The following is a 17,514-nucleotide window of genomic DNA, read 5'->3' as shown; positions in this document are numbered from 1 at the left end:
TAAAAACTTCAGCAGGAACAGGTTTAATTGAAGAAAATTGCCGTCGTTTTCAGGTAAAAAATGTAGTTTCTATTCATGGTGATGCTCCTGAAATTTTACATCACCTGCGTCCTCCCCATAGAATTTTTATTGGAGGTAATAGTGGTAAACTTAGAAATATTCTGGGAGTTTGTGGGATTAGAATGCTACCTGGAGGAATAATAGTTTTAGCATTTACAACTTTGGAAAATTTGCATACTGCTATAAGTTGGGTAGAGGAAAGAAAAAGGAGCGATCGCTCTTGGAGTTATCGTCTTTTGCAGGTGCAGTTATCTCGTTCTATACCTGTAGCTAATTTAACTCGTTTTAATCCTCTTAATCCTGTCACAATTATGATCGTTAGTAGAACAACCTAAGAAAATTTAAGGCATTGTTGAATAACTGTAGAATCTTGATTTTAATTGCTGAAAAATCAGGTAGGTTTAACAATTAATAATTATTAATTATTACCTCTCCTTTAAAACGGATAGGATTGACTAATCATGAAAATTTTTTTCTTGTTTCTCCTTTAAAGGAGAGGCTTTAAACCTTAATTATTCGGTAAGTTTTAATAACTAATATTATTTTCGGATAATTAATGATTAAAAAAAGTTTTTGTTTGTAGTATTGCTCTAGCAACTTCTATAGTTATAATTAAAGTCCTACTACAAGCTTTAATTATAACTATTTAACCGGGCACTGTATTATATCATGTCCGGATAATTAGTAATAAAAAAACTTTCTCCTCCTTATACATTCAAACTCTCTTCTCTTCCCTCCTGACTCCTGACTCCTGACTCCTGACTCCTCCTTATTTATAACTATTCAACCGGACATGATATAATGCCAACTTTCAATGAAAAAGAAAACCCAACCAATTTAGGCCGGGTTACTCCATCAGGGTGTATCAATAATTATATTTTTACTTGACATCCTCCCGACGCTGACCTGCAGCGCGGGATTCCCATCCATCATTCAAACAGACTAAGCTGAACAAATGACTCAGGGCGGGTTGACACCTCGCTGGAAAATGCTGGCTTGCCAGTCTAACGCTTCCTCCGTGTCCGATAAATAATCGACCAGTGCCCCTCGGCGACTTGATTAAAAAGTGATAGTAGTCTCAACCTTGGTTTTTGGTTAAGTAACACTTGCATTTTAACATGCTTATCTGTAAAACCACAAGATTGATTGGTTTTCCCATAAGACGCTCCCCTACGGGAGAGCGCGGGTCTTCAACCAACGTTAAGATAAATTGTGACAAATTTTGGAAAGATTTCTAATTGTATAGCACTACGCATTCAGGTTAGGACATTTCTAAATCCTGAAAGCCTTTAAAAGTCTGCTGTTCCCTGTTCCCTGTTCCCTGTTCCCTGTTCCCTGTTCCCTAGCGCTATACCTAAAAAAAACCTCCACCAATAACAGTGGAGGTTATCCATCAGGGTGCATCTACCTTTTCTCTTTACGCATTTTGCTTGATTAACTCCGGAAATAATCCAATGAATTTTCCGCGTGAGTGTTTAAATATTATCTAGCTGACCTTTTTTCTGTTATTGAGCTAGACAATTTTTTTTCTCAAGGTTGCGATATTATCATTTTGTATTATAATAGTAGCATATAAATAATGTGGAGAAGAGAAAAATTCTTCTGCCATGGTTTCCATTGTTCAATATTCAACCCAGAAAATTAGAGTAATGACTCTAAACCAAAACCATAATCAAAATTTTACCAAAGCAAGTTTTGACTTTGATAATCTTCCATATTTAACTAATCCTTATAGGAAACTAAACCTTCAAAGTGTAGGTATTGGTTTAATTAATTTACCACCTAATGAAGGTTATACATTTACTCATAGTCATGCGGAACAAGAGGAAGTTTATATTATTGTTTCAGGAAAAGGCGTAATTCTAATTGATGGAGAATTAATAGAAGTACAACGCGGGGATTTAGTGCGAGTTTCTCCCACAGCTAAAAGAGCAATTAAAGCAGATCGAGAAACTGGTTTATTTGTTATTTGTGCAGGTGGAGTAGCTCAAGGTTATCCTCAAAATTCTAATTCTCGTTATTTAATAGATGATGGTATTCCTGACTATGATGATATTCCACCTTGGTATCAAGATAACCCAGATATAATTGCTAAAAATGCTATCTTAAAAGAACGGATGTTAAAAGCACAAGCAAAACGAAAACAAGGAGAAACAAATTTATATAGTAGAAGGAAGAAGGAAGAAGATTGATTTGTTGTTTTTCCATATTTGTGCTACTTCATTAATGGATAATGGATAATGGATAATGGATAATTACCTCTCCCTTTTAGGGAGAGGATTGACTAAAAGGAAAAGATTTATTTCTCTTGGTTGATTGGATATGGTTAGGTCACCTATCCATCCCATCCTACGGACTGCTCCGCAAACAATCGCTTTTTTCCCCTTGAAAGGGAAGGCTTTAAACCTGAATTATCTAATTATTTAATTGTTTAATTATTAATTATTCCGGTAAACAGCTATTTCATAAGTCTTAAAAAGGACTACTTTAATTTTAACTTTATTATTTTTGATTTTGCTTTCTGCCTTTATTAAAGGCACAAGCTAAGTGAAAACAAGAGTAAAAATATTTATGAATTCCCTTCTTATTCCTTCTTTCCTTTTCCTTCTAATTTATTCCTTAAAAAAATGACAGATATTCGGAAATTAATAAACCAATTAGCTATTCAGGAAGCAGAGCTAACTAATATTCAATTTCTAGCGCCTTGCGTTAAAAACGGACGTGTAAAAACGCGAGTAGCGGGAATGATTTATACCTTTGAAAGTCAACCAAAAAAATTTGCAGGATGGGGAATATTTCAACCAATAAATGAAAAGATAGCTAAATTTATAGAAGAACCAAGTTTGCCTCAGCTAGAAGAATATTTACAACTTTTGAAACCTCTAAGATTCTTCCTTGCTTGTCAATTGAAAGGGCAAACATGGTTAGCATATCCAATTAATGAATCTGATGCTCAACAACGATTTGGTTTTGCTAAACCTGTGGCAGTTCATCTAGTAACAGAAGGAGTAATGTTTGAGCAAATAATTGCTAGATTTGATGGTGCTTATTGGTGGTTTGAAGATATAGATCGCCGTGCCGATCCTTTAATAGCAGAAGAGTTACGGGAAGCATTTAAAAATATTACGCCACCCAAAGAAGTTAAGTTTAAAGGAATGACTCCAGAAACTAGAACTGTTTATGATTTAGTAGCTCGACAAAAGAAAGAATTTATGAAAAAAATGCAACATCAAAAGGATGAAAAAAGACTCACAGAAGCATTAGCGATGGGTGGGGGAGAGCTACAAAACTTTCGCGATCGCTCTAATTATTGGCAAGTGGAATGGGTAAGTGGAAATGGGGAACGTCATACTTCTGCTATTAATAAAAATGATTTGACTGTGGTAAGTGCAGGTATTTGTTTAAGTGGAGGTGATCGACATTTTGACTTACAATCTTTAGTTGGAGTTGTTGAGCAGAGATATTGAAGGGAAGGAAGAGGGAATAAAGCAAATTATTTGTCTCAGGATTTACGGAGGCGAACCGATAAACCGGGTTTTTTCGATTTATTGTTAAAAACAACGATTTCTCCTAAAAACCCGGTTTCGCGTGCGTAAGTCCTGTTAATTTTCCAGTTGTTGTTTTGAAGCAAAAAAAACCTCCACCAATAACGGTGGAGGTGATCATCAGGGTGCATCTACCTTTTCTCTTTCCCATATTTGTGTATTAGCTCCGGAAATAATCAATTTAATTTTCCAGTTGTTGTTTTGAAGTAAAAAAAACCTCCACCAATAATGGCGGAGGTTATCATCAGGGTGCATCTACCTTTTCTCTTTCCTATGTTTATGTATTAACTCCGGGAATAATCAAGTTAATTTTCCAGTTGTTGTTTTGAATTGTTGTTTTGAAGCAAAAAAAACCCACCAATAATGGCGGAGGTTATCATCAGGGTGCATTTACCTTTTCTCTTTCCTATATTTATCTATTAACTCCGGGAATAATCAATTTAATTTTCCAGTTGTTATTTTGAATTGTTGTTTTGAAGTAAAAAAAACCTCCACCAATAATGGCGGAGGTTATCATCAGGGTGCATTTACCTTTTCTCTTTCCTATATTTATCTATTAACTCCGGGAATAATCAATTTAATTTTCCAATTGTTGTTTTGAAGTAAAAAAAACCTCCACCAATAACGGCGGAGGTTATCATCAGGGTGCATTTACCTTTTCTCTTTCCTATATTTATCTATTAACTCCGGGAATAATCAATTTAATTTTCCAATTGTTGTTTTGAAGTAAAAAAAACCTCCACCAATAACGGCGGAGGTAATATTATCAGGGTGTATCTACCTTTTCTCTTTCCCATTTTGCTTAATTAATTCCGGAAATAATCAATTTAATTTTCCAATTGTTATTTTGAAGCAAAAAAACCTCCACCAATAACGGCGGAGGTAATATTATCAGGGTGTATCTACCTTTTCTCTTTCCCATTTTGCTTAATTAATTCCGGAAATAATCAATTTAATTTTCCAATTGTTATTTTGAAGCAAAAAAACCTCCACCAATAACGGCGGAGGTAATATTATCAGGGTGTATCTACCTTTTCTCTTTCCCATTTTGCTTAATTAATTCCGGAAATAATCAAGTTAATTTTCTAGTTGTTGTTTTGAACTAAAAAAAACCTCCACCAATAATGGCGGAGGTAATATTATCAGGGTGTATCTACCTTTTCTCTTTCCCATTTTGCTTAATTAATTCCGGAAATAATCAATTTAATTTTCCTCTTTTATTTTGCTCGTATTATGTCGATGAATCATTGTTCCATTAGCTTGATCTGTTGGCACTACCAATAGTTCACTAATATTGACATGGGGCGATCGCGTCACACAGAAAAATACTAAATCTGCTATATCATCTCCTGTTAAAGGTGTCAAGTCTTTGTAAACATTCTTAGCCTTTTCTGTATCCCCATGAAACCTAACTTCACTAAATTCTGTTTCTACTAAACCTGGTTGAATTTCAGTTACTCGGACCGGAGTTCCTAATAAGTCCTGTTTTAAACCCTCAGAAATGGCCCTAACAGCCGCTTTAGAAGCACAATAAACATTACCTCCAGGATATGCCCCACGGCCAGCAATAGAACCAATATTAACTACATGACCCCCATCTCGACTGACCATTCCTGGTACTATATAACGAGTCATATATAGTAACCCTTTAATATTAGTATCAATCATTTCTTCCCAATCGTTGAAGTCGCCGAGATGGAGTTTATCTAAACCTCGACTTAAACCAGCATTATTAATCAAAATATCAATATCTTTCCAAGATTCAGGTAAAGAATTTATTGCTGATTCAACTGCTTGGCGATCGCGTACATCTAACTTTAATAAATAAGTTTTAGTCTGGAATTTTTGAGTTAATTCTTCAGCAAGTTTTTCTAGTTTTTCTTGGCGACGAGCAACTAAAATTAGTTTAGCTCCTGATTGAGCAAATATCTTTCCACAAGATTCTCCAATACCACTACTTGCACCTGTAATTAAAACTATTTTATCTTCAACAGAAATCATTTTTACTACAATAAAATTTTGTTATTTTTTCTGATTTTTTATGTAAATATTCAGTTATCAGCTAACCTCTTGTCTCCTGCGGAGGAGCTACGCTTTTTCCTGAAGGAATGCTCCGCAAACATATCACGCTGCTAAACAGAGAAGTTGCAGACTTAAGTTTATTTGACGGAAGTATTCAGCAGTTAGCTATCAGCATTAAGTCATCCTGTTTTTCCGGATCAATTAGTCTCCAAGGAGAATTAAAAGTTATTAATAAAAAGTTCATCAGCTAACTTTAGTAAGTTATTAGCTTCAAAAGCTGAGAGCTGAATGCTAATAGCTGAAAGCTTACAAATAGACATTTCCAATAATAAAAAGTCAAATCAATTCTTATCCATAAATCATCAATTATTATTCCCTGTTCCCTGTTCCCTGTTCCCTGTTCCCTCTTTTAAAGTCAAATCAATTCTTATCCATAAATCATCAATTATTATTCCCTGTTCCCTGTTCCCTATTCCCTGTTCCCTCTTTTAAAGTCAAATCAATTCTTATCCATAAATCATCAATTATTGATCTGCTGATTAAATATAAAAGCATTTACAGATAAAGGTTTTAGCTTAAAGATTTTAGCTATTTTAAGTCGTGAAAAAGTATCAGTTTTTCGGTGAAAAGAGCTGCATAAAGTCAGGACTTTGGGGCAGAGCGAGGCAGAAAAATCAAGGAAAAATTATTTCTCCCACACCTCCCACACCTCCCACACCTCCCACACCTCCCACACTTCCCACACCTCCCACACCTCTCTGGAGATGTCTAATGATATTATTTCTTTCCTGTTTATTCTGAAATAACTCGTAAACGATAGGTACTAATACTAATACCTCCTTTTCGCATTAAAACTGCTGATAACCATCGATCCTGAGAATTTTCAGGAGCTTCACCAATTTTAAAAATTCCGCCAGAAGATAAAACTTCTAATTTAAAATTAGTCGGTTCAAAATTATAAGAATTTTCATCAATGGATTCTACCAAAGCAGTTCCTAACATCATTTGTTCGCCCAAAGGTTCTTCAACAATTACATCAAAATTATAGTTTTCACCTACTACTACCTCTGTTGACAAATTAATATTAACAGTGGGTGGTTTTTTTCCTGATGTTAGGTGATTCTGCTCGGCTAAAATTTCTTGTTCAACAATTTTTTCATCTTCATAACGCTGTTTAGAAGTAATAGTAGACCTTAAAGTTATATCTCTATCTCTCATTTCTTGGACGCCAGTAATATAAGTGATAGTTTCCGCCACAATAGCATCACCATCAGTTTCCCAAGATTTAACTTTTGTCCGATATTTAACTGATTTATAGAGTTGCCAAAAATTTGCTAAAGCTGCTTCTAAATTTTCCCGATTTAAACCATCAGAATTAGTAAAATCATTACTATAAAAATCCATCACATCTTCTAAGTCTTGACGACTGGCAGCTCGATCAATTTTTTCCAAGAGTTCTGTTAGTTTTTCAGGTGTTTTATACCTACCTTGAGCTAAAGTCAAATTAGGAAAAAAAATGATTCCTGAAAAAACAGTTAAACCCAGTAATAATGAACTAGATAATGTTATTGATAATTGCTTAAATTTCATCAAAAATTTGCTTTGCCGACGAAATGGGATTTGAGAAATAGTCATTTTTAACCTATAAAAGTTGTTGGTTGAAAATTTGCTGGTTTTCACAACCAGTATCAGCATTTCCTGCAGAATGCTGCGCATTCATGTCCCGCAGCAAAACAGGTATTAGCTAATTGCCTTTGTCAGATTTTATGTTAAGAAAGATGTTTATAAAGCATAACTTAAAAAAGGAGGGCCTTAACTCTTTGTCCTATTTTTGCCAAACTCAAAGTCATTTCAGTTATGGCGCTACGCGCTAGGGAACAGGGAACAGGAGACTATTAAAGGTTTTCAGGATTTCTAAATTTCCTCACCTTTGCTTCGACTGCTATATCAATTAGCAGTTATCAGTGCAGACTGCTGAATTAGAAGACTTGAAATACATGGCGCGAATAATTATTTCATCCCATGAAAAGGGAAGGCTATTAAGTTTATTTTTTGGTCAAATAAATTAAAATACAGAAATTATCTATTTTTCTATCTTTTAACTTTTAACTTTTAATTTTTAAATTTTTACTTTTGACTTAATTTCTACTAATACCAGGGAGACAGAAACCTTGACTAATACACCAGTTAAATTGTTAATCGCAGCAAGTGGCACTGGAGGACATTTATTTCCAGCGATCGCCACTGCCAATCAATTAAAAGAATATGACATCGAATGGCTAGGAGTTCCTAACCGTCTAGAAACTAAGTTAGTACCATCCCAGTATCCTCTCCATACTATATCAGTTGAAGGCTTTCAACAGAAATTGGGCCTGGGAACCTTCAATATTTTAAGTAGACTTATTGGATCTATTCTGCGAGTAAGACATATACTTAAAGATGGCCAATTTCAAGGATTATTGACTACTGGTGGTTATATAGCAGCTCCAGCAATTATTGCAGCTCGTTCCCTAGGTTTACCAGTAATACTCCACGAATCTAATGTTTTGCCAGGAAAGGTGACTCGCTGGTTTAGTCGTTTGTGTAGTGTTGTGGCAGTGGGGTTTGAGAAAGGGGCAGAATATCTCCCTTCTGGGAAGAGTGTGTATGTGGGTACTCCTGTAAGAGAAGAATTTTTATCTGCTCAATCCTTAGATTTACCCATTCCAGAAAATGTTCCTGTAATTGCAGTTATTGGGGGTTCTCAAGGAGCAGTAGCAGTTAACCAATTAGTGAGAAAATGTATTCCAGCATGGGTAGAAAATGGAGCGTGGATTATTCATCAAACAGGGGAAAATGATCGAGATGCTTTTAGTCTGGAATATCCCCAGTATTTTCCCATGACATTTTATAATAATATGGCAGGTTTATTGCAGCGGGCTAATTTGGTAATTAGTCGTGCGGGGGCAGGTAGTTTAACAGAATTAGCAGTTACTCATACACCATCAATTTTAATTCCTTATCCTTATGCTGCTGATAATCATCAAGCTTATAATGCTAAGGTTTTTTCTAATCAAAATGCTGCCTTAGTTTTTACTCAGTCTGAATTGACTGTAGAAAAACTCCAGACTCAAGTTTTGGAGTTATTAAAATCATCAGAAAAGTTAGAGAAAATGACTGTAGGAGCAGAAAAATTAGCAGTAAAAGATAGTGCTAAAAAATTAGCAAGTTTAGTTCATAAATTTTTGAGTCATTAAATTATTATCAACAAGGGAAAAGCTAATCAAGACATTGGTTATAAGAAGTTACATAAATAAGTGTGAACTCTGACTTTAAAGGTCAATTATGTTTGCAAGATTTTGACTATCTATCAAGCCAACTTGTCTGGGTTTTCTCATAATTCAGTTGCATCAAAATATCCTAAAATAGGGTGACAAATCTTGCTGGGTGAATTGGTTTAAAATATTCTTTCCACTGCTCCTTTTTTCCTGAATTTATATGCTTGATATTTGATACCTGACCTGAAAATAAACTGTTCTTGTTAGCTATTTTTAATAGACGAGGAATGATTTTATCATTGAAACCTAGAAACTGAAAAATCTTTCTAAATAAAATAAATTAAGTTCAATATATAGATATAGTGCTAAAAATTTAGCAAATTTAGTACGTCAGTTTTTCCGCATAAATAAATAGTTGATAATTAAACATTCATTAGTAGTTTTCGAGGGTGACTATGTGGCATAAATATTTGTGGCTAAAGTTGAGAAAAATAGCAAAATGCGAACCAGCAAATTATCTTGAAGCAACACATAACCCCTTAATTTTTCCTCGCAAGAAAAAAAACAAAACTCGACAACTTGTTAAAATATTAATCATTGCTTCTTTAATACCTTTACTATTTTTTATAGTACCAGTCTGGGGACAAGCAACTGATAATTATTTAGAAACAGCTCCCGTAACACTTAATGGTAAAGAATTGTTTGAAGTAGCAGGTCATAATGAGCAAAATTTGACCCCTACTAAACGAGCAAAAATTATCAGTTCAAAATTAGAAAATATCTTCAGAGCAGATAAATCTATAGACGTAAATATAGATAAGCAAAACCAGCAAATAATTCTGCGTATTAATAATAACTATTTACTAACAGTAACTGCTGCAGATGTCAAAGGAAGAATAACCAGACAAGAGCAAGCAATTATCTGGAAAGATACCATTGAAGAAGGTTTTAAATTAGCTAAACAGGAAACTAAGTCTCCCAACCTCTTGAAAATATTATTAATCAGTATTATTTTAATTTTAGCAGGTTTAGCCCTAGAATTCTTTTTAAGAAAGTTTGAGTTCCAAGTCACAAAAATTTGTGAGGAAAAATATCCTCAAATTGTCAACTATTTACCAAATATTTTGCCATTGATGGCAATTTTTATCAGAGTAATAGTAGGGATAGGAATCATCCTTTATATCACCTATCTAATACCATTTACTCGCGACTATCGTAATCAACTATTAGAGATTTTAAATGAAAGTTTTACTTCTCCTATTTTTAATTTAGGCAACAAAGGTCTTTCCATCGTTGATGTGGTGCTTTTAACTGGATTAACCATTGGAATGTGGAAAGGAGTTGGGTACTTTATTAAAATCTTTAGAACAAGAATTATTAGTTTAACAGGAGCAGAGCGGAGTGTTCAAGATACCATCAGTTTCTTAACTAGATATGGGTTAATTTTTTTAGGTATACTAATTATCCTACAACTTTGGGGTATAGATATTAGTTCTTTAGCTATTATTGCTAGTGTTCTTGGTGTCGGTATCGGTTTTGGTCTCCAGAATATTGCTAACAATTTTATAAGTGGTATTATTCTAGTTTTTGAACGACCAATTCAACTGGGTGATTTTATTCAAGTAGGAAATTTAGTGGGAATTGTTGAAAAAATAGGTTTGCGTAGCACTTACATTACGACTTTAGACAAAGTTTCTTTAATTGTTCCTAACTCTCGATTTATAGAAAATGAAGTTTTAAATTGGAGTCATGGCAACCCTATTTCTCGGATGAAAATACCGATAGGTGTCGCTTATGGTTCCAATATTAAGTTAGTTAGAAAAGCTATTTTAGAAGTAGCAAAAAGTCATCCAGAAGTATTATTACATCCTTCTCCACAACTCTGGTTTCAAGAATTTGGTGATAGTTCTCTAAATTTTGATTTATTGATTTGGACTAGAGAACCACGGAAACAATATAAACTAAAAAGTGACTTAAATTATAGGATTGAAGCAAGTCTACGAAAATATAAGATTGAAATTCCTTTCCCTCAAAGAGATTTGCATATCAAATCCCCTGAAATAGAGCAAATGATTCAAACTTGGATGGGGAAAAATTCGACTCCTCAAGTAGAACTTTATTATCCTAATAGTGTTCAATTTAACTTGGAAAATAATGTTTCTCAGTTAGATATAGATGAGGAGGAGGATGCCAAAGTATTGACTAAAGATTCTTTGAATAATCAAATCAACAAAAACATAGATATAGATATAGATACCTTAATTGAAGAAATGCGTAGTCCAAATGGAGTCTCAATTAAAGATCGTCAACATCGGTGGGAGACCTACTCAAAATGTTTTGTTGGTTCTGAGGCAGTAAAGTGGTTAATGGAAACTAAAAAACTTAGCTTAAATCAAGCAATTGCTCTTGGTCAATTATTAATTGATCGTGGTTTAATTCATCATGTTGTAGATAGACACGGTTTTAAAAATGGTTATCTTTTCTATCGTTTTTATCAGGATGAAAACTAAGGTTCAGACCTCTCTAGTCAACTAGAAATTGAATGTAGAAAATTTCACCAAAAATTATGGCTATCTTTTCTACTCATTTTAGACTTACCGAAAAATTCAGGTTAAAAGCCTCTCATTTCAAGGAGAAAAAAAACAAAAAATTCCTTTTAACCAATCCTCTTCTTTTTAATAATTAATAATTATTAATTGTTAATTATTAATTATTGAAGACTTTCTAGCAAATATCAAAGAAAAATTATTAGAAGGCATATCAATTTTTTCTTGGAGTTCTAAATCATAGCGTTCTGCCGCTTTTTTCAAATCAGAAACATCTTTTAATCCCCATTCAGAAACTCCTGTTGAATTTAAAGTTTCATTAAACTGTTTATTTGATTCACTATTAAATTTCCCATCAATTTGAAAAGGACCATAAATTAGTAAAAACCCATTCTCATTCAGTAACTGTGTGGCACACTCCATCATCCCATCAGCAATAGATATCGGTGCAACTTGGAAAATATTGATACAAAAAATAGCAGAATAAGCATTTTTTTTATCTAAATTTACCCATGTTTCAGGTTTAGTTAAATCAATATATAAAGGAGCATAAACATTATCGTTCCCAAGTTCTTTTGAGATACTTTTGATATTATCAAAAACTTCTGTATCTTGCTCTGATGGCTGAAAAAATAGGTGCTTAAAATGAGGTGCAAAATAATTAATGTGCATTCCACTACCACTAGCAATTTCTAGAATCACACCTGGTTCCTTGGGCAATTTTTCCTTTAAAACATTCAAGATTGGTTCGCGATTACGTGCTCCTGCCCACGCTACATATTCGCTTAAAGGATGAGGGTCTAAAGGTGGTTTTTCCTGATTCATAAATATTTTCTCTAACTATCTATATAAATTTACAAAATTCAAAAGTTTCTAGACCAAACTTTATGGAATTTTCTTTTATTGATATTACAAACTAATAGTACCAATATTCAATCAAATTATCTTATATTTTGTATAATTATTGAGAAAAGTCCTCCTACAATAAAGATAAACAATGAACTTTCAACACCTGATTATATCATGTTCACTTAATTAACGATAAAACTCCATTTTATGTCGCGTTTCATGTCGCGCAGGAAAAAGGAAACAAAAAAATTTTCTCCTCATTATACCAAATCCGCTTGCCCCTGGAGTGTTATCAGAAACCGGGTTTATGGGAAGTAGATATTCGTATGATGGGGTATTTAATAAACCCGGTTTCTCGGCTTTTTTTATACCGATCCTACTAGATTTTATCTTATGTCATGTCCTGATCATCTTAGATTTTATACCTTGTGAGTATTCAGATTATTTTTTTGATCGAGAGTATCTTATTGCCAATTTCATTGGAATTTGAATCACAAACTCTGTTCCATATCCTAATGTGGAGTCACAAAAGATTTTTCCACCATGTTTTTCTGTAATAATATCATGGCTAATTGATAAACCTAATCCTGTGCCTTTGCCAACTTCTTTCGTTGTAAAAAAAGGGTCAAATAGTTTTGGCTTGATTTCTTCTTTTATTCCTGGACCATTATCTATAATTCGGATACTAATCCAATCCAAATTGAATACTTCTGTTTGTATTTTGATTTGAGGCGAATTTGTCTGAATTTCCCGAATATTTTTTTCTTGATATTCATTCAACGCATCAATAGCATTGCTGAGAATATTCATAAATACTTGGTTGATTTGCCCACAATAACATTGTATTTTCGGCAATTGTCCGTAATTCTTAATCACTTCAATATTTGGAGAATTAGGTGTAGTATTCAAGCGATGGTTGAGAATTATTAAGCTACTATCTAAAGCTTCGTGAATATCTATATACTTAATCTCTGTTTCATCTAAGCGGGAAAAGGTTCGCATTGATTTAACAAGTTCACGAATTCTTTCTGTTCCTATACTTATTGATTGAAGCAATTTTGTTATATCTTCGATGATAAATTCTAAATCAATCTCCTCAATTTCCTCTTTAATTTCTTGAGGTGGATCTGGATAGTATTGCTGATATAATTGAATTAATTCTAATAAATGTTGGGCATATTCTTGAGCTGGTTTCAAGTTCCCATGGATAAAGTTCACTGGGTTATTAATTTCATGAGCAATTCCAGCTGCTACTTTTCCTAAAGCTGAAAGTTTCTCTTTCTGAACTAACTGAATTTGAGTTTCTTGTAACTCCTGTAAGGTTAACTTTAATTTGACTTGTGTATTTAATTCCTGAATTTTTTGATTTAATAAAATAAAGTTATTATTAGCTTTACTCTTTTTTTCCAGACGTAAAATGAGTTGAGCTGGTGATTTAAGTTGCTTTGGTTGAATCACAGCTCCTTCTGAACGACAAACAACTATATCTCCAGCAGATGTGCGAATTGTCAGGGAACCTATAACCATTTTCCGACTTTTTGAACAAGCTTGCAAATATTTCATCACATTTTTTTTATTGTCGGTGAGAAATTCAGAAAGCTTTTTTCCTTTCAACTCTTTACTAGGTAACTCAAACAGGGAACTAGCTGGCTTATTTATGGCGAGAATTTCACCTGTTGAATTGAGAAATATAGAGGGTTCAGGTAAGACTCTAGCTAATTCGCTAAACTGTTCAGGGGTCATGTTTTACACTTTACAAAAAATCCGGTTTCAAGGTTCCCACTTTCCGGAGGACTTTTATTGCATAATTCAGACAAGCTTAAAAGTCTTCAACTAACCTGAAAACTAGGCGTTGCTAAATCAAAAGGATAATTTATACTTTTTCAGGTTAGTGAGTAATATTATGTCCGGATAATTAGTTATAAAAAAGTTTTTGTTTGTAGTTGGACTTGAGCAACTGAAATATCTATTTTATTGCTCAAGCTCTACTACGAGAGTTTCTAATTATCACTATTCAGCCGGACATTATCTAATATTATGTCTGCTTGAACAGTGATAAATAATTAGGTCTGGGGAAATAAGAAAGAAGGTATTAAGAAGGAAAAAAGAAGATAAAAGTAGAATTGTTGAATAAAGTTTTTGTTTCGCTACGGGATATGAAATAGGTAAACAAAACGGGGGTTCTTTCTATTGCTAATTAAAGGGACATAATATAAATATAATAAATTATGTTTTATCCTTTAAAGTATTCTCTTCCCTCCGCTTCTTCTGCATCTTCTGTTAATTTTAAATAAACTACTACCCGACAACTCTCAGCCCCTTCTGCAATTGTTTCTTGCAGCTCAACTTTAGCATATCCTAAATTATTTGCGGCAATTGAACCAAAAACATTAGAAGTCATCATACACATGGAAGGACGGTCAATAACTTTTTCAGCAAAGGGACAAACTCGGTTACCAAAAACAATTTTTTCATCATCTTGCTCAATTATGTAAAAATCTCCTTGAATTCTTTTTTTCAAATCTACTAATACTTGAGCAACTTGTTCTTTGGATAAGTTAGACACTTCCAGTGCAGATTTATAAGTAGCATTAATTTGGTCTCCCATAGCTTGACCTACAACGCTAATAAAACCTGCCGCTTCTTCTAATCCGACAACCTCCTGTAATGTTCCTGACAGTTCTCGAATTAATGTTCGGATAAATACATCTCGTTCAAGGGTGATATCAAGCTGAGAAATACGTTGTTCAACATCTTGAGATAAACTCATAATCAAGATAATTAAGATTTTTCTAATTTTTCTATTATCACTATAGCTGTATTTATCTGTAGACTACAATACTTTTTGATAATACTAGAAGTAAGGTGTTAATTTCTTATACTTTTTTTATAAAAAAATGTTATATTATATGTATTTAATATGGTTGGAACAAATGTCCGAGCAACCTAATTGCCAAATATTTCAAGTTTTTCTTGTGCCCTGACTCCTGACTCGGTTTTCCTGAAAAATTATACTGATACTACCAAATTTGATATTACAAATGATTAAGAGAGATTTGTCTGAGCAAAATTATGCTTTTTAAGAAACATTCATAGTGCCTGGTATTAAGGTTGCTCTACAGTACAACTAATTGGTATGATAGTAAATCTGGTGCGCGAAGGGGGATTTATTGCGAAAAAATATTGACCAAACATAGTTTTATTTGCTGGTAAAATCGGGCGCTAAGGAGTTGGTTAAAAGTATCTTTAATAGACATATCCAGAGAAGAGAGAATAGGGAATAGAGAGCACTTAATACTATTTCTCATGCATGAATGCTATATCTGATTGGGTGGGGAAGTTGGTTCGTGTGGGAGGTGTGGGGAGAAGTAGGGACGTTGCTTGAGCATTAATGCGTTTTCCTTACGGAATGCTGCGCTTTCCATGTCGCGTAGCGTTAGCGGAGCGAAAGCGTCAGCAAAACGTCCGTACGAAAAATCTATACTAACCGACTAATAATTGTCATGCCCCTAACTGATAACTGAAATAACCTAGTAATTTTTGCCAATGCTAGAAAGTCAAAACAAAAATCAAAATATTCATCGGTTTACTATTTATAGAGTAAGACATTTTTTAGTAGGAGTTGTCTTATCTTTTTTATTAATTTTGACAAGTGGTTGTAGCCCAAAATTGTTAAATTCTCAAAATAATAATAACTCAAAATTAGTATTAGTTAACCCTAGTCCGCCACCTACTTTTAACTATCCCATATCTCGTTCTCCCTATGGAATTTTTAGATTTATTTACGAAGGATTAATATCAGAAAATGGTTTGAATGGAGAACTAGAACCTGCCTTGGCAGAATCTTGGATTTTTTCTGAAGATAAAAAGCGAATTATCTTTACCTTACGGTCAGAATTAAAATGGTCTGATGGAGAACCTCTTACTGCTGATGATGTTGTATTTACCTATCAAGATATTTATCTCAACCCAAAAATTCCTACTGTTTACAGAGACTTTGTAAGAATTGGTAGTAGTGGTGCTTTTCCATTAGTAAAAAAAATAGATCGACGAAGAGTAGAATTTATTTTGCCCGAACCATTTGCACCATTTCTCAGATACATAGGAAGATTAAAAATTTTACCAGATCATGCTTTGCGGGATACTATTTTGTCAACTGATGCTGATGGTAAACCTCTATTTTTATCGACCTGGAACACAAATACAGAACCACGAAAAATTATTAGCAATGGTGCATTTAGGCTTGAAAATTATATCCCTTCCCAAAGAATAGTTTTACAGAAAAATCCCTTCTATTGGCGTTCCGATTTGGCAGGGAATTCTCTCCCCTATATCGATAGAATTATCATCCAAATTATTCCATCAACTGACAATCAATTGCTGAGATTTCGTTCAGGGGAATTAGATAGTATTAGAGTAGATGCTGAAGCATTTCAATTACTTAAGCGAGAAGAAAAACGAGGCAAATATAAGATTTATAATGGCGGCCCTCAGCTTGGTTATCAATTTGTTGGTTTTAATCTTAATCAAGGAATAAATTCTCAAGGTAAACCTTTTTTAAACCCAATTAAGTCTCGTTGGTTTAATAATTTAGCATTTCGACAAGCAGTTGCATATGCTATTAATCGCCAAGAAATTAATAACAATATTTATCGCGGTTTAGGGGAAATACAACATTCGGCTCTGGGAGTGCAAAGTCCCTATTATTTATCTCCAGAAGCAGGATTAAAAGTCTATGAGTATAACCCTGAAAAGGCAAAACAATTATTGTTAGATGCTGGTTTTCAATATAACGATACTAATGAATTATTAGATAAAGATGGCAACCGAGTCGAATTTACAATTTTAGTAAAATCTGAAGACAAATTACGCATAGATACAGCAGTTAGAATCAAAGAAGATTTAAGTCATATTGGGATTCAAGCAAATTTCCAGGTACTCAACTTCAACACTGTTTTACGCAAGCTATTATCTAGTCGAGATTGGGAATGTTATGTCGGATCTTTTGGTGTTCCTGGTGCTGACTTTGAACCAAATTTACTTTCCCTATTTTGGTCAAGTAATGGTTCATTTCATCAGTTTAATTTAGGTTCTAAACCAGGCGAACCACCAATGAAAAATTGGCAAGTTTCTGATTGGGAAAAAGAAATTGACCGTTTATTTATTGCTGGATATCAGACAGTAGATGAAAATAAACGCCGGGAAATTTACGGAGAATTTCAACAAATTGTTGCT

The 17,514-nt window shown here is 33.7% G+C and carries 12 protein-coding genes; 7 read left to right on the top strand and 5 right to left on the bottom strand.

Annotated elements, in window-relative coordinates; genetic code table 11:
* The 3 genes from F6K40_RS21740 to F6K40_RS21730 all read left to right on the top strand — a co-directional run.
* A partial coding sequence (locus tag F6K40_RS21740; RefSeq protein WP_375340587.1) for a bifunctional cobalt-precorrin-7 (C(5))-methyltransferase/cobalt-precorrin-6B (C(15))-methyltransferase occupies nt 1–395 on the top strand: 395 nt, incomplete at its 5' end.
* A 1,314-nt stretch (nt 396–1,709) separates the two neighbouring features.
* The gene (locus F6K40_RS21735) at nt 1,710–2,252 is read left to right on the top strand and encodes a cupin domain-containing protein (protein WP_293139190.1); all 543 of its coding nucleotides are present in this window, start codon (nt 1,710–1,712) and stop codon (nt 2,250–2,252) included.
* Nucleotides 2,253–2,687: 435 nt separating this feature from the next.
* A complete protein-coding gene (locus F6K40_RS21730; RefSeq protein WP_293139189.1) occupies nt 2,688–3,527 on the top strand; it encodes a hypothetical protein in 840 nt (279 codons plus the stop codon).
* A gap of 1,281 nt (nt 3,528–4,808) precedes the next feature.
* On the opposite strand, the gene F6K40_RS21725 is transcribed toward F6K40_RS21730, so the two are convergent.
* Nucleotides 4,809–5,606 (bottom strand): SDR family oxidoreductase, encoded by a 798-nt coding sequence (locus tag F6K40_RS21725; protein WP_293139188.1) that lies wholly within the window; start codon nt 5,604–5,606, stop codon nt 4,809–4,811.
* A 671-nt stretch (nt 5,607–6,277) separates the two neighbouring features.
* Here F6K40_RS21725 and F6K40_RS21720 point away from each other — a divergent pair.
* A complete protein-coding gene (locus tag F6K40_RS21720; protein WP_293139187.1) occupies nt 6,278–6,433 on the top strand; it encodes a hypothetical protein in 156 nt (51 codons plus the stop codon).
* On the opposite strand, the gene F6K40_RS21715 is transcribed toward F6K40_RS21720, so the two are convergent.
* Nucleotides 6,420–7,262 (bottom strand): Cif family virulence factor, encoded by an 843-nt coding sequence (locus F6K40_RS21715; RefSeq protein ID WP_293139186.1) that lies wholly within the window; start codon nt 7,260–7,262, stop codon nt 6,420–6,422. The two genes, F6K40_RS21720 and F6K40_RS21715, sit on opposite strands and share 14 nt — an antisense overlap.
* Before the next feature lie 536 nt (nt 7,263–7,798).
* Between F6K40_RS21715 and murG the strand changes: the two genes are divergently transcribed.
* Together murG and F6K40_RS21705 are read left to right on the top strand one after the other, a co-directional pair.
* Entirely contained in the window at nt 7,799–8,863 is a 1,065-nt protein-coding gene (gene murG / locus F6K40_RS21710) for an undecaprenyldiphospho-muramoylpentapeptide beta-N-acetylglucosaminyltransferase (protein WP_293139185.1), read from the top strand.
* Nucleotides 8,864–9,339: 476 nt separating this feature from the next.
* A complete protein-coding gene (locus F6K40_RS21705) occupies nt 9,340–11,394 on the top strand; it encodes a mechanosensitive ion channel domain-containing protein (protein WP_293139184.1) in 2,055 nt (684 codons plus the stop codon).
* Between the two features lie 189 nt (nt 11,395–11,583).
* Here the strand turns inward: F6K40_RS21705 and F6K40_RS21700 are convergent, their stop codons facing one another.
* The 3 genes from F6K40_RS21700 to F6K40_RS21690 all read right to left on the bottom strand — a co-directional run bounded on the left by F6K40_RS21700 (nt 11,584) and on the right by F6K40_RS21690 (nt 15,049).
* Entirely contained in the window at nt 11,584–12,255 is a 672-nt protein-coding gene (locus F6K40_RS21700; RefSeq protein WP_293139183.1) for a DUF938 domain-containing protein, read from the bottom strand.
* A 465-nt stretch (nt 12,256–12,720) separates the two neighbouring features.
* Nucleotides 12,721–14,022 (bottom strand): ATP-binding protein, encoded by a 1,302-nt coding sequence (locus F6K40_RS21695; protein ID WP_293139182.1) that lies wholly within the window; start codon nt 14,020–14,022, stop codon nt 12,721–12,723.
* 490 nt (nt 14,023–14,512) lie between these two features.
* Complete coding sequence (locus F6K40_RS21690) at nt 14,513–15,049, bottom strand: methanogen output domain 1-containing protein (RefSeq protein WP_293139181.1); 537 nt, start codon at nt 15,047–15,049, stop codon at nt 14,513–14,515.
* Nucleotides 15,050–15,825: 776 nt separating this feature from the next.
* On the opposite strand from F6K40_RS21690, the gene F6K40_RS21685 reads away from it, so the two are divergent.
* Nucleotides 15,826–17,514, top strand: a 1,689-nt coding sequence (locus F6K40_RS21685; RefSeq protein WP_293139180.1) for an ABC transporter substrate-binding protein, incomplete at its 3' end; no start/stop codon positions are given.

Source organism: Okeania sp. SIO3I5 (assembly GCF_010672085.1).
In the GTDB taxonomy this organism is placed as follows: domain Bacteria; phylum Cyanobacteriota; class Cyanobacteriia; order Cyanobacteriales; family Microcoleaceae; genus Trichodesmium.
The sequence above is the reverse complement of the archived record's forward strand: the minus strand, read 5'-3'. Positions and strand labels throughout refer to the sequence as shown.